This window comes from Sphingopyxis sp. YR583 (genome assembly GCF_900108295.1).
GTDB lineage: Bacteria > Pseudomonadota > Alphaproteobacteria > Sphingomonadales > Sphingomonadaceae > Sphingopyxis.
This window is the reverse complement of the sequence record NZ_FNWK01000001.1, coordinates 447,975-470,972: the sequence shown is the minus strand read 5'-3', so window position 1 is coordinate 470,972 and position 22,998 is coordinate 447,975. Positions and strand designations below refer to the sequence as shown.

Here is a 22,998-nt window from a genome sequence, read left to right as displayed (position 1 = left end):
AGGGCTGCCGATGGAGAGCTCTCTGGAGGAGCAGCGTAACGCGGCGATCACGCGGCGCGGGGCAAATTGTCTTTGTTGTAACGGCCTTTGTAACCGGCTGTTACAAAGCTATTCGCCGTCGGGGATGAGCATGTAGCCCTCGCCGCGCACCGTTTTCAGGACCGACGGCTTGGCGGGATCGAACTCGATCTTCTTGCGCAGCCGCGCGATCCGCATGTCGATCGACCGATCGTAGGGATCCCATTTCTTGTGATGCGCAAGCTCAAGCAACTGGTCGCGGTTCAAGGGACGGCGGGCGTGGGTGACGAACGTATAGAGCAGGTCATATTCCATCGCGGTCAGCTCGACCCGCTCGCCCGCCTCGTTGAACATCGCCTTCATTTCGGTATCGACGACGCAGCGGCCGACCTTGACCCGCGCTGCGGGACGACCGGCGGAGAGGTTCGCCGACATCGTCCGTCGCAGGATCGCCTTGATCCGCGCGCGCAACTCGCCGGGTTCGAACGGTTTGGCGAGGTAATCGTCGGCACCCATTTCCAACCCGACAATACGGTCGGTGGTGGAGCCCATTGCAGTCAGCATCAGCACCGCGGCATGCCCTTCGCCGCGCAGCCAGCGGGTCAGGCTGAGTCCGTCCTCGCCGGGCATCATCAGGTCGCACACGACGATGTCGGGGCGAAAGCGCGGGACGATGCGGCGTAGCGCGATGCCGTCCTCGGCCTCCTCTACTTCATATCCGTCGCGGCGGAGCAAATCGACGAGCAGGTCGCGCAGGTCGGGATCGTCATCACACACGATGATGCGGGCGCGGCTGTTCATGCAATCTCTCCCTCTTTTGTCCCCATCATCGCCGCGACCAGCGCGCCGAGACTTGCCGGCGTAAAGGGTTTTTCGAGCACCGGGCAGCGCGTATGCGTCAGGAAATCGGTGACATGGCTGCTCATCGTATCGCCGGTGATGAAGGCGAAAACGGCGGCGAGATCGGGGCGATGTTCGATGGCCCAGGCATAGAGTGCGGGGCCGTCGATGTCGGGCATCCGGATGTCGGAAAGGACCAGATCGAAACGGGCTTCTCCCGCCAGTGACGCCTGTCCGGCCACGCCGCCGATCGCGACGCTGACATCGAGCCCCATTCGCTCGAGCATGTCAGCGAGCGTTTCGGCGACGTCGGTCTCGTCGTCGATCACCAGCACGCGCCCGCGCCCGCTAGCTTCGCCGCCCTGTTCGGGTTGCGCAACCGGACCGTCGGAACTGCGTACCGGCAACGTAACGACGAAGCGCGTCCCGATCCCATTGTCCTCGATGATAATCGTTCCGCCATGCGCTTCGACAATGCCCAGCGAATAGGACAGGCCAATTCCGGTTCCGGCGCCCACGGCCTTGGTCGTGAAGAAGGGATCGAATATGCGCTGCCTCGCGACCGGATCGATACCCGGCCCGTTGTCGGCTACCGACAGCGTGATCGCGCCTTGACGATAGCGCGATGCGATGGCGATGCGGCGGTCGCCGTCCACCGTTTCAAGGGCTTGCCGCGCGTTGGTCAACAGGTTGACGATGACCTGATGCAGCTGGTCGGGGTCGGCTTCCAGCATCGGGATGTCCGGCTGGAGGTCGAGGTCGATCGCGACATTGCCCGCGCGCATATGATATTCGGTGAGTTCGATGGCGCCGCGCACCTGATCGTTCAGGTTGACCGAGCGATATTCCGGCGCTTTCTGCCGTGCCATGGCGAGGAAGCTCTGGACGATGCGCGCGCAGCGGTCGGCGGCGCGGCGGATCTTGGCGATGCGGTCGGCGTGCGGCGTTCCTTCCAGATCCTCGCCCAGCAGGGCCGCCTGTCCGATCACCGCTGCCAGCGGATTGTTGAGTTCATGGCTGACCCCCGCGAGCATCGATCCCAATGCGGCGAGCTTCTCGGCCTGATGCAGGCTTTCGCGCGACGCGGCGAGGTCGGTTTGCACGCGGCGTTCATCGGTCACGTCATGCGCGATATTGCCGATGAAGGCCAAGGCGCCATCGGCATCCAGGATCGGAAAGTAGGAAAAGGCCATGTCGCGAATTTCGCCCGACGGCATTTCGAAAGGCGTGTCGACCTGCTCGCTTTCCAGCGTGCGCATGACCCGGCCGAGCAACGGCGCGATCACTTCGCGCGCTTCGGGGAAATGCGCATGGATATGCTTCGGCCCGGCCGCAAGTAACGCCTCGGGCGTCATGTCGTAATAGCCCGCAATGGCATCATTGACCATGATGTAGCGCATGCGGTGGCCCTTAGTGTCGATCAGCGCCATCGGATTGGGCGCGTTTTGAACAAAGGCCTCGAATAGTGCCCGCGATTGTTCGAGATCGGATTCGGCACGGCGCTGCTCGGTCACGTCGAAAAAGAATGTCCCGACCATATCGACCTGTCCGTGGGCGCCGAGGACGGGAAAGGAGGTGATGCGAAAAATCCGCGTGTCGCCAGTCGGCGCATGGAATTCGGTCTCAAGCGTTGTCGCCCGCGCGTGCTTGAGCGGCTCCTGCATCAAGGGCGCGTTCAGGTCGGGCGTCGTGGGATAATATTGCGCGAAGTCGGTCAGTTCGCGTCCGATTATCGCGTCGGCGCTTTGGCCATAACAGGTCGCGCCATAGCGGTTCATCATCGTCAGGCGTCCGGTCGGGTCGATGTAGCTCATGCCGATCGGCGCGTGGTCGAGAAACGCCTGCAACTGTGCCTGTGTATTTTTGAGCTGGGTTAGCCGGTCGATCACCCGCGTCCAGATTTCGGGCAGGTCGGGGGGCGGCCGGGTTGCCTGATCGGCCTGTGCATAATCGAGCAGCGCAAAGGCCGGCCGGTTGACCATGCGCCGCAGATAGAAAAAGCTGAGTAGCGTCGGAACGCCGAGCGCGAGGATGAAGAGGATCGACGCGATATTGGCGCGCAGCGCGGCGCGCCAGATCGCATTGCGGTCGATCACGGCGCTGAGCCGGAGCCCGTCGCCGACATCGGAACGACGATAGATGGTGCGTTTGCCAGGGGGAAGGCTGCGGTGTCCGGCCACCGGATGTCCGTCACGGTCGGAAATCCCGAACGACACGCCTTCGGCCGATGCCGCCGACAGCAGCGTCTCGATCCGCGCCGTGTCGGCGCGGCCGCTCGCCTCCACCATCGCCGATATCGCGGTTTCGGCAGCGAGCACGCTGCGTTCGGCCTCGGCCTCCATATGGCTGCGGGTCACCCACACGCCCTGTACCCCCATCGCCAACATGAAAAGGAAGGCGAGGGTATAGGTCACGGCCCGGATGGCATTCAGCCTGCGCCGGGCTTCGCGGGTAAAGCCGACCGATGACGTCGCCGCGTCAGCCATGAAGGCGGCCGGCGGAAACAGGGAAAGGCAAGTGAAGGATCAGCATATGGTCCGGCTATGGCTCCATCGATGCGCTAGCCGCACTCTGTAACAAGAGCATGCCGCGCCACCAGCGCTTTTGTAACAGTTGTAACAGCGCGCAAATCGGGCCGCATCCTTCGTCGATCGGCGTGGGGCGGAGTTACATTTGAGACAAAATAGCCCGTCATGCGACATGCTGCGGTGATCGCGGTCTCTCACAATTGGTCGGTCGGCATGATGCCGGTCGTTCGATGAAGGGACTGCAAAATGGATAATCTACACTCACTCGACGCAGCCGCGTGGCGCCGCCGTCGCAACCGTTGGGCCGTTTCGGCCTTGGCGCTCAATTGGTGTCTGCTGCTCGCGGTACTGACGATATCGCCCGGCGCAGGCGGTTAACGGCGGGAGGGGGATCGGAAATGGAAGAGTTGAGGCGGACGGTCGCCGCGGCGCTCGAAATATTGAACCGGGGTCAACCCCGGCCGAATGTCGGTCCCGCGCATGAACAGAAGGACATCGTTTCGCATGGGCGGCGGGCGTCGACTATGGTCGAGACATGTTCGCAGCCACCCCAGACATCGACGGCGGCTTGCTCCATTGCTCGCGTTAAAAACAGCCCGGTCGCCACCGGCCCGAATTGCCGATTATGACGAAAGACCGACCTTTTGGCCGGTGCGATCCATTAGGTGCCGGGATGAAACGCCTAACACCCTGAATCGAACGGAGCGTTTTGCGGTGACACCGCGGCAGACTGTGGCGCGAGCGATCTGAGTCCCATATGCGCGGCCCCCATTTGGTCGCCCGCGACGGACCGTGCGGCCTTTCTGGGCTGAGCGCGACGCACCGACTGGCTGCACACCGCGTCGTCGGCATCGGCAAATCATATGAAAATACTATGCGGGGGACGTTTTCGCTCTCTCGAATTCAAATGCGGCGCTCTCCTATTTCAAGCTCCGCAGACGACTCGTGCCACACCCCGTGGCCAGCGTCTTGCTGGAGCAAACCATGCAGGATCTCATCTGGGTCGGCACCATCCTCGCCTTGCTCGCCGCCAGCCTTGGCTACGCGCGGCTGTGCGACGACGCATAAGGAATGACGCCATGACACTCGACCTCTGGCTGGCGGGTCTCACCGCGCTTGGCCTTCTTTTCTATCTCGTCGCCGTGCTTGCACGGCCCGAACGCTTTTAAGGGGGGGCAGCCATGACCTTTCAGGGATGGTGTCTCATCATCGCGTTCATCGCGATCCTGCTCTTGCTCTGCAAGCCCATGGGGCAATGGCTTTTCGCGCTCTACGAAGGGCGCCGGACGCCGCTGCACCGCATATTCGGGCCGGTCGAAACGGGTTTTTACCGTCTGTCGGGGATCGACCCGAATGAAGAGCAGGGATGGCGCCGTTACGCGGTCCATATGCTGATCTTCAACGCGGTGCTGGCGCTCTTCACCTATGCGGTCCTGCGCCTGCAGGGCGGACTGCCGCTCAATCCGCTTGGTTATGACGGCACGAGCGCGGATCTGGCTTTCAACACCGCGATCAGCTTTACCACCAACACCAACTGGCAGAGCTATGGCGGTGAATCGACGATGTCGAACCTCAGCCAGATGCTTGGCCTCACGATCCACAATTTCCTGTCGGCCGCGACGGGCATCGCGCTCGCCTTTGCCTTGTTTCGCGGCTTTGCCCGGCGCGAGATGAAGACGATCGGGAATTTCTGGGCCGATATGACGCGGGTGACGCTCTACCTGCTGCTGCCGCTCTGCATCGTCATCGCGATCTTCTATATCGCGAGCGGCGTGCCGCAGACGCTGGCGGGTTCGGTCGATGTGACGACGCTCGAAGGCGTGAAGCAGACACTGGCGCTGGGCCCGGTCGCGTCGCAGGAAGCGATCAAGCTGCTCGGCACGAATGGCGGCGGTTTCTTCAACGTCAACAGCGCGCATCCGTTCGAGAACCCGACCGCCCTCACCAACCTCGTCCAGATGCTGTCGATCTTCCTGATCGGCACCGGGCTGACCTGGACCTTCGGCAAAGCCGTCGGCAACCCGCGCCAGGGCTGGGCGATCCTCGCCGCGATGGTTACGATCTTCCTCGCCGGGGTCACCATCACCTATTGGCAGGAAGCTGCCGGCAACCCGATCCTCCACCAGCTCGGTGCCGCCGGCGGCAATATGGAGGGCAAGGAAGTTCGCTTCGGCATCGCCGCATCGGCGCTCTTCTCTGTCGTTACCACCGCGGCATCGTGCGGCGCGGTGAACGCGATGCACGACAGCTTCACCGCGCTCGGCGGCATGATCCCGCTGCTCAACATCCAGCTAGGCGAAGTCGTCATCGGCGGCGTCGGAGCGGGCATCTATGGCTTCCTGCTGTTTGCCATCCTCGCGGTGTTCGTCGCCGGGCTGATGGTCGGGCGCACCCCCGAATATGTCGGCAAGAAGATCGAGGCGCGTGAGGTCAAACTTGCGGTACTTGCGATCGCCGTCCTTCCGCTCATCATCCTCGGCTTCACCGCGATCGCATCGGTCACCGAGGCGGGGCTGGCGGGTCCGCTCAACAAGGGACCGCATGGCTTTTCGGAGATCCTCTACGCCTTCACCAGCGCGGTGGGGAACAACGGGTCGGCCTTTGCCGGGCTTACCGCCAACACACCCTTCTACAACGGCCTGCTCGGCCTTGCGATGTGGGTAGGCCGCTTCTTCATCATCATCCCGATGCTGGCGATCGCAGGCGGTCTGGCGGCGAAGAAATATACGCCGGAAACCGCGGGCAGCTTCCCGACCACCGGGCTGCTGTGGACGGGCCTGCTGGTCGGCATCGTGCTGATCGTCGGCGGGCTGACCTTCCTGCCCAGCCTCGCGCTCGGTCCCGTCGCCGATCATCTCGCGATGATCAATGGCCAGCTTTTCTAAGGATAATTGCAAATGGCTCGGCCTCAAACCAAGTCCCTGTTCACGGCAGAGCTGGTCGTTCCGGCGATCGGCGACGCCTTCCGCAAACTCAACCCGAAGGAACTGATCCGCAACCCGGTGATGTTCACCACCGCGGTCGTCGCGGCGCTGCTGACGGTGTTGCTCGTCGTCGGCCACGACGGCCTTGCGACCGGCTTCAAGCTGCAACTCGTGATCTGGCTCTGGCTGACGGTGCTCTTCGGCACCTTCGCCGAAGCGCTCGCCGAAGGGCGCGGCAAGGCGCAGGCCGCATCGCTGCGCGCGACCAAGGCCGATTTGATCGCCAAAAAACTCAAGGGCGATGGCAATGCCTACGAGAGCGTTCCCGCCAGCGCGCTCCGGGTGGGCGATGTCGTGCTCGTCCAGACAGGCGACCTGATCCCGTCGGACGGCGAAGTCGTTGCGGGTGTCGCCTCGGTCAACGAAGCGGCGATCACCGGCGAAAGCGCGCCCGTGATCCGCGAGGCGGGCGGCGACCGCTCGGCGGTGACCGCCGGCACGCGCGTCATCTCCGATGAAATCCGCGTGCAGGTCACGGTCAATCCGGGACAGGGTTTCCTCGACCGGATGATCGCGCTCGTCGAAGGTGCCGAGCGGCAGAAGACGCCGAACGAAATCGCGCTGACACTGTTGCTCGTCGGCCTCACGATCATCTTCCTGATCGCAGTCGGCACGATCCCCAGCTTTGCAAATTATGCGGGCGGAAGCATTCCCGTCGCGATCCTCGCGGCGCTGCTGATCACGCTGATCCCGACGACGATCGCGGCCTTGCTATCCGCGATCGGCATCGCGGGGATGGACCGCCTCGTGCGCTTCAACGTGCTCGCAAAGTCGGGCCGCGCGGTCGAGGCCGCGGGCGACATCGATGTCCTGCTGCTCGACAAGACCGGCACGATCACCGTCGGCGACCGTCAGGCGACCGAGTTCCGCCCGGTCGGCGGCCAATCGATGGCGGTGCTTTCGGAGGCCGCGCTGCTCGCCAGCCTCGCCGACGAAACCCCCGAGGGCCGCTCGATCGTCGCGCTGGCGTGTGAGAAATTCGGCCAGACGCGGACCGAATTGCCGAACGGCGCCGAGATCGTCCCGTTCACCGCGCAAACCCGCATCTCGGGCATCAAGCTGGGTGACAGCGTGATCCAGAAGGGGGCAGTGGATTCGGTCCTCAAGGCCAATCCGGGTGCGGGGGCAACCGCCGCCGCGACCGAGCTCCGCCGTATCACCGACGAGATTGCGCGCGCCGGCGGCACTCCGCTTGCGGTCGCCAAGGATGGCCAATTGCTTGGTGCGATTTTCCTCAAGGACATCGTCAAGGCGGGCATCCGCGAACGCTTCGGCGAACTACGCGCGATGGGCATCCGCACCGTGATGATCACAGGCGACAATCCGCTCACCGCCTCCGCCATTGCCGCTGAGGCCGGGGTCGACGATTTCCTCGCGCAGGCGACGCCCGAGGACAAGCTCGAGCTGATCCGCAAGGAGCAGGCGGGGGGACGGCTCGTCGCGATGTGCGGCGACGGTACGAACGACGCGCCGGCGCTCGCACAGGCTGACGTCGGCGTCGCGATGAACACCGGCACGCAGGCGGCGCGCGAGGCGGGCAATATGGTCGATCTCGACAGCGATCCGACCAAGCTGATCGAGGTTGTCGGGCTCGGCAAGCAGCTGTTGATGACGCGCGGCGCGCTCACGACCTTTTCGGTCGCCAATGATGTCGCCAAATATTTCGCGATCATCCCGGCGATGTTCATCGTGCTGTATCCCGGATTGGGCGTGCTCAACGTCATGGGGCTGACCAGTCCCGAGAGCGCGATCCTGTCGGCGATCATCTTCAACGCGTTGATCATCCCGCTGCTCGTGCCGCTCGCGCTGAAGGGCGTCGCCTATCGCCCGATGGGCGCCGGGCCGCTGCTTGCCCGCAACCTCGCCGTCTATGGCCTTGGCGGCCTCGTGGCACCTTTTGTCGGCATCAAGCTGATCGACCTCGCCGTCGGCGGCCTGGGTCTCGTCTGAGGAAATGACAATGAACAAGGATTTCACCACCTCGCTGCGTCCGGCGCTGGTTATGACGCTGCTCTTCGCGCTGCTCCTCGGGCTCGCCTACCCGCTGGCGCTCACCGGCATCGGGCAGGCGCTGTTCCCGAACCAGGCGAACGGCAGCCTTGTCGAAGAGAATGGCAAGGTCGTCGGTTCGACCGTCGTCGGGCAGGCCTTCACGTCGGAACGCTATTTCAACACGCGTCCGTCGGCGGCGGGCAAAGGCTATGATGGGCTGGCCTCGTCAGGCTCGAACCTTGGGCCGACGTCGCAGGTGCTGGCGGACCGGGTGAAGGGCGATGTCGCGAAGATGAAGGAGTTGGAGCCCGGCAAGGCGGTCCCGGCCGATCTCGTTACCGCTTCGGGGTCGGGGCTCGATCCCGACATCACCCCCGAGGCTGCCTTCTATCAGGTCGATCGCGTCGCGCGGGCGCGGGGACTGGCACCGGATGCCGTGCGCGGGCTGGTCGAACGGAGCGTCGACAAGCCGCTGCTCGGCTTCCTCGGCGAGCCGCGCGTCAATGTGTTCAAGCTCAATCGACGGCTCGATGCTTTTGGGGCTAAACCCGCCGCGTGACAGGAAATGATCGACCATCTCCAGAGGCCTTCCTGCGTCAGGCGGCGCAGGAAGGCCGTGGCCGTCTCAAGGTCTTTCTCGGCGCCGCGCCCGGCGTCGGCAAGACGTGGGAGATGCTTACCGACGGCCGGCATCGCCGCGAGGCCGGGGTCGATGTCGTGATCGGCGTGGTCGAGACGCACGGGCGGCGCGAGACCGAGGCGCTGGTCGAGGGTCACGAGATCATCGCGCGACGTCAGGTCGAGCATCAGGGACACAGCCTTGGTGAAATGGACATCGACGCGATCCTCGAACGCCGCCCGCAGCTGGTGCTTGTCGATGAACTCGCGCACACGAATGCGCCGGGCAGTCGCCACCCCAAACGCTATCAGGATGTGGAGGAACTGCTGGGTGCAGGGATCGACGTCTATTCGACGATCAATATCCAGCATGTCGAGAGCCTCAACGACGTCGTGGCGTCCTTCACCCGCGTCCGCGTCCGCGAGACGGTGCCCGACTCGATCCTCGAAAATGCCGAGATCGAGGTCGTCGACATTCCGCCCGACGAGCTGATCGAGCGGCTGCGCGACGGCAAGGTCTATATCCCGCAGGAAGCGACGCGCGCGCTCACCCATTTCTTTTCCAAATCGAACCTCACCGCGCTGCGCGAACTTGCCCTCCGCCGTGCGGCGCAGGCGGTCGATGCGCAGATGCTCGACCATGTGCGATCTCATGCATTGGCTGGCAGTTTCGCGGTGGGCGAGCGGATCGTCGTCGCGGTCAGCGAACTGCCCGTCGCCGCCGAGCTTGTCCGTGCGGGGAAGCGCCTCGCCGATGCGCTGAAAGCGCCGTGGAGCGCGGTCTATATCGAGACGCGGCGCAGTCAGGGCATGACCGACGACGACCGCCGTCAGCTCGCCGACACGCTCGCGCTCGCCTCGCGGCTCGGCGCTTCGACCGCGACCGTCCCCGCCGCCAGCGTCGTCGAAGGGCTCCGCGCCTTTGCCGCCGACGCGCGGGCGACGCAGATCGTCATCGGCAAATCGGCGCGCCCCTGGTGGTTCGAAATGCGCCACGGCTCGGTCGTCGACCAGCTTGTGCGGACGATCGACGACGTCGCGGTCCATGTGCTGCCCGGCGAGCCCGACGCGAAGGCGGTCCCGCGCAGCGCGACTGCCGTTCCGGGCCGTTGGGGCAAGGCGTCGGACTATCTGCTGGCGCTTGCGATGGTGGCCCTGATGACGGCGCTCGGCCGTATGCTGCTCGAAGCCATCGACCTCGGCAATATCTCGCTGCTCTATCTGGTCCCCGTCATGTTCGCTGCGGCAACCTTTGGGGTGCGGGCAGGCCTGTTCGCGGGCCTCGCGTCGAGCCTCGCCTATAATTTCTTCTTCCTGCCGCCGACCGGCACACTGACCGTCAACAATCCGGAAAATGTCGTCAGCATCCTCGTACTGCTCGGCGTCGCCGTGGTCACCAGCCAGTTTGCGGCGCGCGTGCGGGCGCAGGCCGATCTTGCGCAATCGAGTGCGCGGCAGAATGCGGCTCTCGCCAGCTTCTCGCGCCAACTCACCGCCGCGCCCGATCAGGACACCCTTATGCAGGCGATTTGCGCCGAGGTCGGGCGGCTGCTCGATGTCCGGACCGTGCTGCTGCTTCCGTCTGCCGACGGGCCGACGCTGCGTGCAGCGGTGCCGCCCGAGGATCGCCTCGAACAGATCGAACGCGCCGCCGCGCAATGGGCGATGGACCATGCGCTGCCCGCGGGCCGTGGTTCGGCGACACTGACGGCTTCGGATTGGCTATTTCACCCCCTCCGCACGACACGCGGCGTTCTTGGCGTACTCGGACTGACCCGCGACGATGCGCGCGAGCCCGTTCGCTCCGATCAGGTGCCGCTGCTGATGAGCCTGCTCGATCAGGCGTCGATCGCGCTGGATCGCATGGAATTGGAAGAAGTCTCGCTCCACGCGCGACAGGTCGGCGAACGTGACCGGCTGCGCTCGGCCTTGCTCTCATCGGTCAGCCATGATCTCCGCACGCCGCTCACCACGATCCTCTCCGCAGCACAGGAAATGCGCCGCCATCCCTCGCCCGAAATGGCCGAGACGATCGAGACCGAGGCGCTCCGCCTCAACCGTTTCGTATCGAACCTGCTCGACATGGTGCGCGTCGAAGCGGGCGCGTTGCCGATGAAGGTCGAGGCCACCGACCTTTTCGACGCCGCCGCCAGCGCGGCGCACGACACGCGGGCATCGCTGTCGGGGCACGAGGTCAAGGTCGACATTTCGCCCAATATTCCGCTAGTTCGGGTCGATCCGGTGTTGCTCCACCATTGCCTGATCAACCTCCTCGACAATGCGGGGCGCTACGCCGACGCGGATACACCCATAACCATTCGCGCGCGCCGCGCGGCGGATGCCATCTTCATGTCGATCATCGACGAAGGGCCCGGGATTGCACCCGGAAACGAAAAGCGCGTGTTCGAAACCTTCACCCGCCTCGAGGGTAGCGACCGCGTGAAGCATGGCACCGGGCTCGGGCTTGCCATCGTCAAGGGATTCGCAGAGGCGATGGGGCTGTCGGTCGAGGCGAGCAACAACGAGGATCCACGCGGCGCCTGTTTCACCATCCGTATCCCCGAAGCGCTGATCATCACCCATCTGACCGACAAGGACATCCCATGAAAGTCCGCCACAAAATTCTCGTCGTCGATGATGAGCTCCACATCCGGCGCCTGATCCGCGCGGCGCTGGAACGCGCCGACTATATGATCGTCGAGGCAGCGAATGCGCGCGAGGCGGCCGAGCGTCTGCGCGAGGAGCGGCCCGACATCACCTTGCTCGACCTCGGGCTCCCCGACCGCGACGGGCTGGAACTGGTGCCCTTGTTCAAGCAGCAGTCGGGGACGACATTGATCGTCGTGTCGGCGCGCGATGCAACCGAGGAAAAGGTCGCGGCGCTCGACCTTGGCGCCGACGATTATCTGACCAAGCCCTTCGACACCGACGAACTGCTCGCGCGCGTTCGTGTCGCGCTCCGCAACCGGCTGACGCGCGACGGCGGCAATCTTGCGCTGACTGTCGGCGATGTGACGATGGACATGATCGCGCGCACGGTGACGAAGGGGGGCAAGGAAGTGCATCTGACGCCCAAGGAATATACCGTGCTGGCGCAGCTTGCCCGCTTTCCCGGCCGCGTCATCACGCACAAGCAGATCATGAACGAGGTGTGGCCGCACGAGCATGAGCATCACGTCGAATATCTGCGCGTTCTCATTCGGACGCTGCGCCAGAAACTCGAAGCCGATCCGCAGCAGCCGCAGATCATCTGCAACGAACTCGGCATCGGTTATCGGTTGCGCGTCGGCACGGACGACAGTGACCGGGTGAACTGAACGGTCGCGACGGTTCGATCCTATGCAAATGCTATGCGAAATGTCGCCGGTTGCTCTCGAATTCAAACGGCGCAGTCCATTAGATGGGGTGCATGACCGGACATGAAATCGAACCCCGCGCCACCCGAACTTCGCGCGCGCAAGATCGCATCGTCGATTGGCTCGGCGCGCAAGGCCCCCTGCTCCTGACGATCTATATGTGTGCCATCGTCGCGCTGATTGCCTTTCTAGCAGACATGGCGAGCAAGGTCTGATCTGACATAAGATCCGGGAGCGAACGGGGCGATTTTTCACCCGGTCATATGCAATCTCAATGCGTGGCGCCGTTTCCCGCTCTCGAATTCCTACGTGCCCATGCGTAGGTGAATAACCTCCTTTGGAGGTCTCTATGAAACGATGGCATGAAAGCCTTGCTGCCAATATCGGCTTGCGTACGGGCGGGAGCGCTTTGATCGTTCTTGGCTCGTCGGTCGCAGTGCGGCTCCATCAGCTCGCGCTTGCCACATCGGGGCGCGACAGTTCGTCCTTTATGATGCTGCTCGCGGCGATTGTTTTCCTCTGCGCCAGCGCCGGGAGCGCGCTGCTCTTCGTCGGTCCCGGCCTCTGGGAAATCGTCGAGGTATCGGAGCGTTGGCGGCGCGTGCCCGCGGGCGCCGTCGAGGTGCCCGCGCATCCCGGAAACGGCCATGGCGAAATCCACGCCGCATAGTGAAAACACTATGCGATCGGCGCTTCGCTCCTCTCGATTTTCAACGCGACGCTGCTCTAGTCGGCACGCCTCACGAGCCCTTCGCCACTCCGGCCGGGCGAACCCATGAGGAAAATATGAAACGCTTTATATTCGCGGCTTTTATCGCGGCCGTCTCGATGCCCGGCACCGCCCTTGCGCAAGAGGAAGAGAAACCGGCCATCACCATTTCGGGCTCCGCAACGATCGCGTCCGACTATCGTTTTCGCGGCGTGTCGCAGTCCGACAAGGGGATGGCGGCGCAGGGCGGGTTGACGCTAAGCCATGAAAGCGGCCTCTATGCCGGGGTATGGGGGTCCAATCTGGCGGGCTGGGGGACGTTCGGCGGCGCCAATATGGAGCTCGACCTGATCGGCGGCTACAAGCTTCCCGTCGCGGACAATGCGACGCTCGACGTCGGCCTTGTCTGGTACATGTATCCGGGCGGCGCCGATGAATCGGATTTCGCCGAGCCCTATGTCAAGCTGACCGGCACGACCGGACCTGCAACGCTGACCGCCGGGGTTGCCTATGCGCCAAAGCAATATGCGCTCGCGAACGTATCGGCGGCGCCGAACAGCCGCGGACAGAGCGAGGATAATCTCTATCTCTGGGGCGATGGCGCGCTGGCGATCGGCGGAACGCCGCTGACGGCAAAGGCGCATATCGGCTATTCGGACGGCAATCCCGGGCTGGGCCCCAATGGCACGAGCGTTGCGCCGACCGGACGCTATTGGGATTGGTCGCTGGGTATGGATGCGACCTGGCGCAACCTGACGCTCAATGTCTCATATGTCGACACCGATATAAGCAAGGCCGAAGCTGCGTACCTTCAGCCCAATTTCAGCACGGGCGGCGATGGACGCGGGTCTATTGCCGATGCCGCCGTCGTGGCGAGCGTAACCGCATCCTTCTGACCGCGAACCGGCCCGGGCGGTCAAGACGGCCCGGGCTGGACGCTTGTCTATTCGAAAGGGGCGGGCGCGGCATTGATCCCTCGTTGTCGCGGCCGGTTCGCGCCCTATTCCTGACCCAGCGGCAATTCGGTTGTCGCCTTGATTTCGGATAGGGCCACCGTTGAATTGATTTCCTGCACCCCCGGCAGTTTGCTCAATTGGTCAAAGAAAAAGCGCTCATAGGCGTCGATGTCCCTTGCGACGATGCGCAGCATGAAATCGGTCGTTCCCATCAGCACATAGGCGTCGAGCACTTCGGGGAACCCCTGGATCGCGGCGCTGAATTCATCGAGATTGGCGCGGCCGTGGGCGTTGAGCTTCACTTGCGCGAAGACATGCGCGTTGAGACCGACCTTGCGCCGGTCGATGATCGCGACGCGCTTTCTGATGAATCCTTCGCGTTCGAGCCTGTCGATGCGTCGCCAGCAAGGCGACACCGACAGGCCGACGCGCTCGGCGATTTCCGCCGTCGTTTGATTCGCATCGCGCTGAAGTTCGCGGAGAATCTTTATCTCAAATGGATCAGGATCGGTCATTATGACCTATTATATCGATTTTTTGGAACAAGATATGCAAAAATGAGCATGTACAGCCAATAATCGAGCAAGATTGTCCAAGGCGGAAATGCGAAAACCCGGCCTCAATCAAAGGAGGGTTTTTCATGGTTGTCCGTCTTGCCCGTCTGGCGCCGCCGCTCGAATGCGTGCGCCTTTACGATCTCGAAGCGGGGCTCGACGGATTCATTGCGATTCACTCGACCGCGCTGGGTCCGGGGGCAGGGGGCTGCCGCCTGTGGTCCTATCCCGACATGAAGCAGGCGCTGGGCGATGCCGTGCGGCTGGCCGAGGGTATGAGCTACAAGAATGCGCTCGCCGGGCTGCCTCTCGGCGGTGCAAAGGCGGTGCTGCGGCGTCCCGAGGGCGAGTTCGATCGCGTCGCCTTGTTCCGCGCTTTCGGCCGCGCGGTCGAAAATATGGGCGGCACATATGTCACCGCCGAGGATGTCGGTACCTCGGTCGAGGATATGCAGGAGGTCGCGTCGGTCTCGCGCCACGTGGCCGGACTGCCCGCGGTCGCCGGGCGGGCGGGCGGCGACCCGTCGCCGTGGACCGCGAAGGGCGTATTCGAATCGATGCAGGTTGCCGCGGAGTTTGCGCTGGGACGCGATCTCGCCGGGCTGACCGTAGCGGTGCAGGGAACCGGCAATGTCGGCGCCGACCTGTGTCGCCGCCTCGCCGACGCGGGCGCGCGCCTCGTGATCGCCGACGTCAATCCGGCCCGCCGCGACCGGTTGCAGGCGGTGCATGGCGCCGAAGTCGTCGATGTGGCGGACATCGCCGCAGTCGAAGCCGACATCTTTGCGCCGTGCGCGCTCGGCGGCGCGCTCGACCGCGAAACGGTGGCGAAGCTGAAGGCCAGGCTGGTTTGCGGCGCGGCGAACAATCAGCTTGCCACGCCCGACGTCGCGGCGCTGCTGCTAGACCGCGGCATCGTCTACGCGCCCGACTATGTCGTCAACGCCGGCGGGATCATCAATGTGTCGGCCGAATATCTTGGCGAGGATGAACGCGATGTGGAACTGCGCGTCGCAGAGATTGCTCCCCGTGTCGCTACGCTGCTCGAACGTGCGGCGCGCGAGGGCCGCTCGCCCGCGCTCGTCGCGGACGAAATGGCCGAAGAGGTGATCGCGGGCGCGCAGCGCAAGGCCGCCTGATGCACCGCTTCTGCGTCGACGCAATTCTCGATCCGCAATCGCTGCCGCGCGTTACCAATTATTTTGCGCAGCGCTCGATCGTGCCCGCCGCGATGACGATGCAGGTCTTGCCCACGCATATGCGGATCGAGGTCACCGTCGCGGGGCTCGCGTCCTTGCAGGCTGCGATCATCGCCGCGAAGCTGGGCGAGGTGGTTGCCGTGACGCGGTCCGAACTGGAGGACCTCTCTGCCGAATTGTTCGTGGCCGCGTGATGGCGGCCCGTAGCGAACGGAGCCAAGCTCAGCTACGGGCCGCAACAGTATCTCTACTGCTTTGGTAGAGTGACATCGGGGCGATAGCTTGGCTAGACTGCGGTGGTTCGAAACAGCGCAGCAACCACTCGATTCATCGCCCGAAAATGACCAGCCAGCCGACGCGCAAAACAGGACTCATCATCCGTCATGTTCCGCATGAGGGGATTGCGGGATATCGCGCGCCGATCGAGGCTGCGGGATATGCGCTCGACCGGATCGATGTAAGCGATGCCGGCTTTGGCGCGCTCGACCTGACCGAACCCGACCTGCTGATCATGATGGGCGGGCCGATGGGGGTGTATGAGCGGAACGCACACCCGTGGATCGCGTGTCAGTTACGCCGCCTTGCCCGGCGGATCGAGGCGGGACGGCCGACGCTCGGCGTCTGTTTCGGCGCGCAGATGATGGCGGCGGCGATGGGGGCAAATGTCTATCCCGGGCCGGCGAAGGAGGTCGGCTTTCATGCGCTCAGCTTCGTCGACCCGTCGTCACCCTTGCGCCACTTGGCCGATGTGCCCGTCCTCCACTGGCACGGCGACACCTTTGACTTGCCGGCCGACGTCGAGTTGCTCGCGTCGACGGCCGCCTATCCGCATCAGGCGTTCCGCCGCGGCAACAATATCCTTGCGCTCCAGTTTCACGGCGAAATGGGGCTCGACCCGCGGTTCGACGAGTGGCTTCGGCAATGGCCCGATGCGTTGGCCGAAACGGGCGGGAGCGTCGAAGGAATGCGCGAATTGCATCGCCGGTTCGGCCCGCACGCGGTCGATGCAGGCCGCACGATGATAAGCGAATGGCTTGCCGGCCTGTCCTGACCCGCAGCATTTCTTTCGTTACGGCAACCAAGCATCCACTTGCCTGCCGCGTACCCGCGTGCAAGGGCCGCGCCACGGGCGGCGACAGGAGACGAAGGCGATGCAGTTCGACGTAGTGATTGTGGGTGCAGGTCATGGCGGCGCACAGGTGGCTGTGATGCTGCGCACGCAAAAGTTCGAAGGAAGCATCGCGATCATCGGCGAGGAACCCGAACTCCCCTACGAACGCCCGCCGCTATCGAAGGAATATTTCGCGGGCGAAAAGGAATTCGAACGCATCCAGCTGCGTCCTGCGAAATATTGGGACGAGCGCGAAGTGACGATGCTGCTTGGCAAGCGCGTCGCGAGCGTCGATCCGGCCGCGCATAGCGTCACCACCGATGGCGGCGAGACGATCGGCTATGGCAAGCTCGTCTGGGCGACCGGCGGCCATCCGCGCATGTTGCCGATCCCGGGCGGCGACCTTCCCGGTGTGCAGGGCGTGCGCACGCGCGCCGACGCCGACGCGATGAAGGCCGCGTCCGAAACCGCAAAGCAGATCGTCGTGATCGGTGGCGGCTATATCGGGCTCGAGGCCGCGGCCGTGCTCAACAAGGCCGGCAAGAAAGTCGTGCTGCTCGAAGCGCAGAACCGCGTGCTCGCGCGCGTCGCGGGCGAGGAACTGTCGCGCTTCTATGAGAAGGAGCACCGCGATCATGGCGTCGAGCTGCATCTTGGCGTCTGCGTCGACGCGATCGAGGGCAACGACCGTGTCACCGGCGTGCGGCTGTCCGACGGCGAAGTGATCCCCGCCGACCTCGTCATCGTCGGCATCGGCATCGTGCCCGCGGTCGAGCCGCTGATCGCTGCGGGCGCCGATTGCGCCAACGGCGTCCGCGTCGATCGCCTGTGCAAGACGAGCCTGCCCGACGTCTATGCGATCGGCGACTGCGCCTCGCATGTGAACGAATTCGCCGAGGGCGCTGAAATTCGGCTGGAATCGGTTCAGAACGCCAATGATCAGGCGAATGTCGTCGCGAAGGGCATCGTCGGCGACGAGGCGCCCTATCACGCTATCCCCTGGTTCTGGTCGAACCAATATGACCTGAAGCTCCAGACCGCGGGGCTTTCGACTGGGCATGATCAGGCGGTGCTGCGCGGCGATCCCGCGACACGCAGCTTCTCGGTCGTCTACCTCAAGGCGGGCAAGGTGATCGCGATCGACTGCGTCAATGCGACCAAGGATTATGTTCAGGGCCGGATGATCGTCACCGCCGGGCTGCGCGCGACGGCGGAACAACTCGCCGACACCGAAACGCCGCTGAAGGCGCTGCTGCCCGCCTGACGCCTACCAGCGGACCGTCACGCCGACCGTGCCGCCGTACCGCCGGCTGCGCGGTCCGTCGGCGTCGAACGCATAATCGCCCTTCAAGTGCACCGCGACGCTTTCGCCGAAGCGCGCGATCAGCCCGGCGCCGACTTCGGCTTCGGTCCGCCCGAGGTCGGTACGGATCGGGTCGGTCCCGAAACGCGTCGACTGATCGCCCGAAAAACCATGCCACAAGCTCGCGTGGAGATAAGGCCGAAGGCCGCCATATTCGCCCTGCAGTCGTAGCCCGGCGCGTCCGGTTATGGCGTCGCCCTTGGCGAAGTCGATCGCCGAAAAGGCGTCGGCACGGTCGTCGAGCTTCACCTGCTGCCACAGGATCTGCGCCTGCGGTTCGAGTGTCCAGTTGCCGGACAACGCGATCGGATAGCCGGCCTCGAGTGACGCCGTCCAGCCAGTGCCGTCGATATCGATCGCCATGCCCGAACTGGCGGCGGCGGTGCCGTCGAACCAGCTGCGCATCACCACCAGGTCGACATACCAGCCGCTTGTCCCGACGAGCGTAGCGTAGCCGGCAAGGCTGGTCGCCTTGACGTCGATTTGCCCGACGACGAGGTCGTTCCAGCCGAGCGCGCCGCCGCGCACCGTGCCGTCGGTCGCCGAGCGCCCGACGAAGGCGCCGAGGCGGATATTGGTTCCCCCGTCCTCACCCCAACCCGCAAAATCCTGCCCGATCTGGAAGCCAGAGAGGTCGCCGTCGAGTGACGAGGCGACATCGCCGTCCCATTTGATGTCGCTATTCTCGGCAAAGACGCGGCCCCATGTCGCGGGCAGCACGCCGCCGCCGCGCAGCAGCGCCTGCTCGCCGCGGCGTTCGTGGAAGGTGCCGAGAGTCGCCGACGCCAGATGATGCGCGACGGGCAACGCCGCGACAAAGGCCGCGACCTCGGGCCGGAACAGCGGCACGAGTTCGCCGGCTTCGGCAACCGCTGGCGTTGCGCCCGGCGTTGGCGGCTCGGCCGCCGGGTCGGGGGTGGGCGGAGGAAGCGGTGCCGGTTCGGTAGGTGGTTCGGGCGGCGGAGGCGGTGCTGCGGGCTCGGGCGCCGGAGGTGGTTCGGGCGTCGGTGCCGGCGGCGGATCGGTGACGGTCACGGGCGGCGCGGGGTCGACGGGATCGGGATTGCCCGGAGTCGCCTCGGGTGGCGGCGGTGGCGGGTCGGGCACCGCCGGAGGTGGTGGTGTCGGCGGTTCGGGCGGGGCCGGCTCGGGGGCCGGGGCGGGCGGTGGCGTCAGGACCGGCGGCACGGGCGCGGGTTCGGGTGGCGGCGGAGCGGCGGGGGCTGGCGGAGGCGGCAGGGTCGAGCGGAGATACCAATTCTGTCCCGTGCCGGCGCTCGTGCCGCCCCGAAACAGAAAATATTCATAGGCCCCAACCGCGACCCGGCTGTTGAGCGCAAAGGCGCCGCTTGCGGTCGTGCCGCCATTGATCGCCTCGACGACAAGAATGCCGTTCTGCGCCGTGACGGCACCCCTGCCGCCCGCGTTGAGCACGGTGATGCCCGTCTTCCCCGAGGCACTGCCACCGTCGATCACCAGCTTGTCGGACAGGGAGGCATCGTTTCCCAGAACCGTGTCGATCAGTAGCAGGCCGCCCTCCCCGATATAATCGCCGCGGACGGTAAAGCTGTCACCCGGCGTGCGGCCGCCGCTGGTCAGGTCCATGCGCCCGGCGTTGACCAGCGTTGCGCGCTGGCCGGCAGTAAAGGCCGCGATGCCGCCCTGAAGGCCGCCCCCGAAAATCGTGCTCGACGCATCGATTTCGAGGCGGCCGGTACCCGTGCCCGCATCGCCGAGTGTCAGGAACCCGTCGAAGGTCAGTTCGCTGTCGTCGGTCGCGCGGATGATCTCCCACGCGTCGAAGCGAGCGATGCCGCCGGTGGTGACATTGTCGAAGGTGAGCGTGTCGCTCCCATCGCCTCCGGTGATTCGCGGCGAGCGGCCGAGGTGCGCGGCGGTCAGGTCTGTGAGCCGCGCGCTGTCATTGTCACCGCCGAGGTCGATGGTCCCATGGACCACGCCGCCGCCGTCCCAGACAAAACTGTCGGTGCCAGCGCTCAGCAGCACGTCGCCGCCGACCGATCCGCCGGTGATCGTCACACTGTCGGTGCCGCCCGACACGCTGATATTGCCGCCGATCGTGCCGCCCGACAGGATGATCGTGTCGTTACCGAACCCCGCGACAAGATTGCGGTCGATGGTGCCGCCCGACATGTCGAACAGATTGTCGGCGAGCTTCATGTTGACGCGGCCGATGCGTCCACCCGTCATCCGTGCGGTGTCGCCATCGTCGAAGGCATCGACGATGCGCCCGCCGGTCATCAGGAATGTGTCCATCGACCCGCCCTGATTGAGCACATTGATTTCGCCGCCGGTCATCACGAAATCGTCGATGCCTTCGCCTTGCTGGACCTGCCCGGCGACCGTCCCGGCGCTGATCCGGAAACGGTCGTCGCCATTGCCCTGATCGACCCCGCCGTCGATGCGGCCCGAATCGATCGCGATCGTATCGGACCCACCGCCGAAAGTGACGTTGCCCGCGATGACGCCGGTTCCGCCGGTTGGAAACGTCAGCTGGTTGTTGCCGCCGGGATCGTTCAGGCCGCCGGGCGATGTCCCGCTGCCGCAGACATGACTGTCGTTATCGGCGGTGGGGATGAAGACGCACTGGGCCAGCGCAGGGGAGGCTTGTCCCAGCGCGAGGGCTGCGACGGACGCCAGCAGAACGGGCTTTGGAGTGGATTTGAGGCGCACGGGACATCACTCCCTTTCGGGTCGAGAGCCCCCCTGTTAGCCAAGCTTATAAAGTGAATATTGCCAAATTACTAAGCGTCCGAAGTAATAGACGGCTCGTCGCCCATTGCCCGTTTCAACGTTGCCTTGATATTACGCAGCAATCGGCGCAGCGCGATGATGACGATAACCGCTGCCACGGCGAGCAGGACCGCGATGACAATCGCCAGCGGCGGATAGGCGATGGCGAGCGCGAGCAGGCCGCCAGTTGCGACATCTTCGCCGGTCGAAACGGCCGCGTTGCTGAAGGGTTCGGGACTGACATTGACCACCGCGCGCGTCGTCGCTTTTGCCCCGTGGCTCAGCAAGGCACCGCCGCCGCCGAGCAGGAACGCGATCACCTGCCACGCGGGATCGGACGAATCGACGAGTGCCAGCGCCAGCAACGCCCCGCCGAGAGGGCGGATGATGCTGTGGGCCATATCCCATACAGAATCGACCCAGGCGATCTTGTCGGCGAGAAATTCGGCGACGGTCCCGATCGCGGCGACGCCGAGTACCCACGGATTGGCGAGCACTTGCAGCGCGGCGAGATGTTCGGGTAGCGGCAACCAGCCGAAATGCATCGCGGTGCCGGTGGCCAATATGGTGAGGTAGAGCCGCCAGCCGGCCAGAAGGCTCAGGCTGCCCGCGACGCCCAAAATTTCGACGATGCCCAATATCCTGCTCCCCCGTCCCGGATCGCTTGGCCCGGATCGCTTGGCCGTGCGTCATCTTGCACCCGTCCGCGCGCGCTCGCAATGCCGGGATGACAAGGGGGTGCGGCGCGGTTATCGCTTGTTCCATGAGCGATACGCCCCCGACCTTGCCGCCCGAAACCTTGCCCGACGGCGCCATTCCCGCGGCGACATTGGTCATCATGCGTCCGTCGGACAGCGGCGGTCCCGACGAGATATTGATGGTCAAGCGGTCGACCACCATGGCCTTTGCGGCCGGGGCGGTCGTGTTTCCCGGCGGCCGCGTCGATCCTGACGATTACCGGGTCGCGCGTCTCTATGGGCTCGGAATCGACGAAGCCGACGGCGCGGCGCGGGTTGCTGCGCTACGCGAGACGCTGGAGGAAACCGGGCTTGCGGTCGGCTGGCCGGCGCTGGCCGAGGGCGACGTCGCCGAGGTACGGCAGGCGCTGCTGGCCGGCACCCTGCTTTCGGACATATTGGCGGCGCGGGGCGACCGAATCGCATTGGAATCCTTCGTTCCGTTTGCGCGGTGGTGCCCCAACTTCAAAGAAGCGCGGACCTTCGACACACGCTTCTTCGCTGTTGCAGCGCCGCAACACAATCACGAGCTGACGGTCGAAGAGGCCGAACATAGTCATATTTTCTGGGCAAGCGCGACGGACACGCTGGCGATGGCCGACCGCGGCGAAGTATCGGTGATTTTTCCGACCCGTCGCAATCTCGAACGGCTGGCACTTGCCGCTAATTTTTCCAGCTTTTCTGAGCACTCCGGGCTGTTTCCGGTGGAATTGATCACGCCATGGATCGAGGAACGCGAAGGAGCGTCCTTCCTCTGCATTCCCGAGCACCTTGGATACCCCGTCACAAGCGAATCCTTCGAACGCGTTCGGCGCGGGTAAATTGCATAGTTGGCAACAACTTTTTCCCTATTTATTATTTACTAAGATTTGGCGGGGTAGGGCAAAACGTCGTTGCAATTGCGGACCGCGGTGCCTAAGAGGGCCCTGCAGAAGCAGATCGGGGAGCTATCTCCGGTGTGATTCGACAAGAGTAATCCAGTGGACGGAGAATATGATGAACCTGCTTAAGAAGGCCGCGATCTCTCTCGCAGCTACCTCGATGATTGCGGCACCGGTTGCCGCGTCGGCTGCTCCCGCAGCACGCGCAGCTTCGGCCGTTGACGGTCAGAGCGAACTCGAAGGCAGCACGAGCTGGATCATCGCAATCCTCGCTCTCGTTGCTGTTGTCGGTGGCATCATCATCGCGTCGGACAACGACGACGATTCGCCGACCAGCCCGAACTGATCTGGCTAACCAGAGTTTCGCAAAGGGCTCCGAGCTTCGCTCGGGGCCCTTT

General features: G+C 64.5%; 20 protein-coding genes. 15 read left to right on the top strand and 5 right to left on the bottom strand.

All coding sequences use genetic code 11. The features are described from left to right. Positions 1–108 precede the first annotated feature (108 nt). Complete coding sequence (locus tag BLW56_RS02120; protein WP_093509012.1) at positions 109–819, bottom strand: response regulator; 711 nt, start codon at positions 817–819, stop codon at positions 109–111. Next, entirely contained in the window at positions 816–3,344 is a 2,529-nt protein-coding gene (locus BLW56_RS02115) for a hybrid sensor histidine kinase/response regulator (RefSeq protein WP_093509011.1), read from the bottom strand. Before BLW56_RS02115 ends, BLW56_RS02120 begins: the two co-directional genes overlap by 4 nt. Positions 3,345–4,465: 1,121 nt before the next feature. On the opposite strand from BLW56_RS02115, the gene BLW56_RS02110 reads away from it, so the two are divergent. From BLW56_RS02110 to BLW56_RS02075, 9 genes are all read left to right on the top strand, one after another. Then, on the top strand, positions 4,466–4,555 hold the full coding sequence (locus BLW56_RS02110; RefSeq protein ID WP_054588683.1) for a potassium-transporting ATPase subunit F: 90 nt from the start codon (positions 4,466–4,468) through the stop codon (positions 4,553–4,555). A gap of 12 nt (positions 4,556–4,567) precedes the next feature. Next, positions 4,568–6,271 (top strand): potassium-transporting ATPase subunit KdpA, encoded by a 1,704-nt coding sequence (gene kdpA, locus BLW56_RS02105; protein ID WP_093509010.1) that lies wholly within the window; start codon positions 4,568–4,570, stop codon positions 6,269–6,271. Between the two features lie 12 nt (positions 6,272–6,283). Beyond that, entirely contained in the window at positions 6,284–8,320 is a 2,037-nt protein-coding gene (gene kdpB, locus BLW56_RS02100; RefSeq protein ID WP_093509009.1) for a potassium-transporting ATPase subunit KdpB, read from the top strand. Positions 8,321–8,330: 10 nt separating this feature from the next. Next, positions 8,331–8,921, top strand: coding sequence for a potassium-transporting ATPase subunit KdpC (gene kdpC, locus BLW56_RS02095; protein WP_093509008.1), 591 nt, complete (start codon positions 8,331–8,333; stop codon positions 8,919–8,921). Next, on the top strand, positions 8,918–11,587 hold the full coding sequence (locus BLW56_RS02090) for a sensor histidine kinase (protein ID WP_093509007.1): 2,670 nt from the start codon (positions 8,918–8,920) through the stop codon (positions 11,585–11,587). The genes kdpC and BLW56_RS02090 overlap by 4 nt, the downstream gene beginning before the upstream one ends. Then, positions 11,584–12,297, top strand: coding sequence for a response regulator (locus tag BLW56_RS02085; protein WP_093509006.1), 714 nt, complete (start codon positions 11,584–11,586; stop codon positions 12,295–12,297). Before BLW56_RS02090 ends, BLW56_RS02085 begins: the two co-directional genes overlap by 4 nt. A gap of 92 nt (positions 12,298–12,389) precedes the next feature. Beyond that, positions 12,390–12,551: a hypothetical protein gene (locus BLW56_RS20495; RefSeq protein ID WP_177175756.1), complete on the top strand. Its 162-nt coding sequence runs from the start codon at positions 12,390–12,392 to the stop codon at positions 12,549–12,551. Between the two features lie 134 nt (positions 12,552–12,685). Further along, positions 12,686–13,006 (top strand): hypothetical protein, encoded by a 321-nt coding sequence (locus tag BLW56_RS02080; protein WP_093509005.1) that lies wholly within the window; start codon positions 12,686–12,688, stop codon positions 13,004–13,006. Positions 13,007–13,122: 116 nt separating this feature from the next. Then, entirely contained in the window at positions 13,123–13,941 is an 819-nt protein-coding gene (locus BLW56_RS02075; protein WP_093509004.1) for a TorF family putative porin, read from the top strand. A 104-nt stretch (positions 13,942–14,045) separates the two neighbouring features. On the opposite strand, the gene BLW56_RS02070 is transcribed toward BLW56_RS02075, so the two are convergent. After that, entirely contained in the window at positions 14,046–14,516 is a 471-nt protein-coding gene (locus BLW56_RS02070; RefSeq protein WP_093509003.1) for an Lrp/AsnC family transcriptional regulator, read from the bottom strand. A gap of 125 nt (positions 14,517–14,641) precedes the next feature. On the opposite strand from BLW56_RS02070, the gene BLW56_RS02065 reads away from it, so the two are divergent. The 4 genes from BLW56_RS02065 to BLW56_RS02050 all read left to right on the top strand — a co-directional run bounded on the left by BLW56_RS02065 (position 14,642) and on the right by BLW56_RS02050 (position 18,129). After that, positions 14,642–15,694 (top strand): Leu/Phe/Val dehydrogenase, encoded by a 1,053-nt coding sequence (locus tag BLW56_RS02065; RefSeq protein WP_093509002.1) that lies wholly within the window; start codon positions 14,642–14,644, stop codon positions 15,692–15,694. Continuing rightward, on the top strand, positions 15,694–15,948 hold the full coding sequence (locus BLW56_RS02060) for a hypothetical protein (RefSeq protein WP_093509001.1): 255 nt from the start codon (positions 15,694–15,696) through the stop codon (positions 15,946–15,948). The genes BLW56_RS02065 and BLW56_RS02060 overlap by 1 nt, the downstream gene beginning before the upstream one ends. A 146-nt stretch (positions 15,949–16,094) precedes the next feature. Further along, entirely contained in the window at positions 16,095–16,805 is a 711-nt protein-coding gene (locus BLW56_RS02055) for a glutamine amidotransferase (RefSeq protein WP_093509000.1), read from the top strand. 100 nt (positions 16,806–16,905) lie between these two features. Next, the gene (locus BLW56_RS02050) at positions 16,906–18,129 is read left to right on the top strand and encodes an NAD(P)/FAD-dependent oxidoreductase (RefSeq protein WP_093510740.1); all 1,224 of its coding nucleotides are present in this window, start codon (positions 16,906–16,908) and stop codon (positions 18,127–18,129) included. A 3-nt stretch (positions 18,130–18,132) separates the two neighbouring features. Here BLW56_RS02050 and BLW56_RS02045 read toward each other — a convergent pair whose 3' ends face one another. Both BLW56_RS02045 and BLW56_RS02040 read right to left on the bottom strand, forming a co-directional pair. Further along, the gene (locus tag BLW56_RS02045) at positions 18,133–20,922 is read right to left on the bottom strand and encodes an autotransporter family protein (RefSeq protein WP_093508999.1); all 2,790 of its coding nucleotides are present in this window, start codon (positions 20,920–20,922) and stop codon (positions 18,133–18,135) included. A gap of 71 nt (positions 20,923–20,993) precedes the next feature. After that, positions 20,994–21,620, bottom strand: coding sequence for a DUF4126 domain-containing protein (locus tag BLW56_RS02040; RefSeq protein ID WP_093508998.1), 627 nt, complete (start codon positions 21,618–21,620; stop codon positions 20,994–20,996). A 125-nt stretch (positions 21,621–21,745) separates the two neighbouring features. Here BLW56_RS02040 and BLW56_RS02035 point away from each other — a divergent pair, with 125 nt between their 5' ends. Continuing rightward, positions 21,746–22,540: an NUDIX hydrolase gene (locus BLW56_RS02035; RefSeq protein ID WP_093508997.1), complete on the top strand. Its 795-nt coding sequence runs from the start codon at positions 21,746–21,748 to the stop codon at positions 22,538–22,540. A 175-nt stretch (positions 22,541–22,715) separates the two neighbouring features. Next, on the top strand, positions 22,716–22,946 hold the full coding sequence (locus BLW56_RS02030) for a hypothetical protein (protein ID WP_093508996.1): 231 nt from the start codon (positions 22,716–22,718) through the stop codon (positions 22,944–22,946). The last annotated feature ends 52 nt before the right edge of the window (positions 22,947–22,998 follow it).

Bases quoted from the DNA above. Each gene is read 5' to 3' on its own strand.
- BLW56_RS02080 (WP_093509005.1), top strand. From the start codon at position 12,686: ATGAAACGATGGCATGAAAGCCTTGCTGCCAATATCGGCTTGCGTACG.
- BLW56_RS02035 (WP_093508997.1), top strand. From the start codon at position 21,746: ATGAGCGATACGCCCCCGACCTTGCCGCCCGAAACCTTGCCCGACGGC.
- BLW56_RS02110 (WP_054588683.1), top strand. From the start codon at position 4,466: ATGACACTCGACCTCTGGCTGGCGGGTCTCACCGCGCTTGGCCTTCTT.
- BLW56_RS02115 (WP_093509011.1), bottom strand. From the start codon at position 3,344: ATGGCTGACGCGGCGACGTCATCGGTCGGCTTTACCCGCGAAGCCCGG.
- BLW56_RS02070 (WP_093509003.1), bottom strand. From the start codon at position 14,516: ATGACCGATCCTGATCCATTTGAGATAAAGATTCTCCGCGAACTTCAG.
- BLW56_RS02075 (WP_093509004.1), top strand. From the start codon at position 13,123: ATGAAACGCTTTATATTCGCGGCTTTTATCGCGGCCGTCTCGATGCCC.
- BLW56_RS02085 (WP_093509006.1), top strand. From the start codon at position 11,584: ATGAAAGTCCGCCACAAAATTCTCGTCGTCGATGATGAGCTCCACATC.
- BLW56_RS02050 (WP_093510740.1), top strand. From the start codon at position 16,906: ATGCAGTTCGACGTAGTGATTGTGGGTGCAGGTCATGGCGGCGCACAG.
- kdpC (WP_093509008.1), top strand. From the start codon at position 8,331: ATGAACAAGGATTTCACCACCTCGCTGCGTCCGGCGCTGGTTATGACG.
- BLW56_RS02055 (WP_093509000.1), top strand. From the start codon at position 16,095: ATGACCAGCCAGCCGACGCGCAAAACAGGACTCATCATCCGTCATGTT.
- BLW56_RS02060 (WP_093509001.1), top strand. From the start codon at position 15,694: ATGCACCGCTTCTGCGTCGACGCAATTCTCGATCCGCAATCGCTGCCG.
- kdpA (WP_093509010.1), top strand. From the start codon at position 4,568: ATGACCTTTCAGGGATGGTGTCTCATCATCGCGTTCATCGCGATCCTG.
- kdpB (WP_093509009.1), top strand. From the start codon at position 6,284: ATGGCTCGGCCTCAAACCAAGTCCCTGTTCACGGCAGAGCTGGTCGTT.
- BLW56_RS02120 (WP_093509012.1), bottom strand. From the start codon at position 819: ATGAACAGCCGCGCCCGCATCATCGTGTGTGATGACGATCCCGACCTG.
- BLW56_RS20495 (WP_177175756.1), top strand. From the start codon at position 12,390: ATGACCGGACATGAAATCGAACCCCGCGCCACCCGAACTTCGCGCGCG.
- BLW56_RS02030 (WP_093508996.1), top strand. From the start codon at position 22,716: ATGAACCTGCTTAAGAAGGCCGCGATCTCTCTCGCAGCTACCTCGATG.
- BLW56_RS02065 (WP_093509002.1), top strand. From the start codon at position 14,642: ATGGTTGTCCGTCTTGCCCGTCTGGCGCCGCCGCTCGAATGCGTGCGC.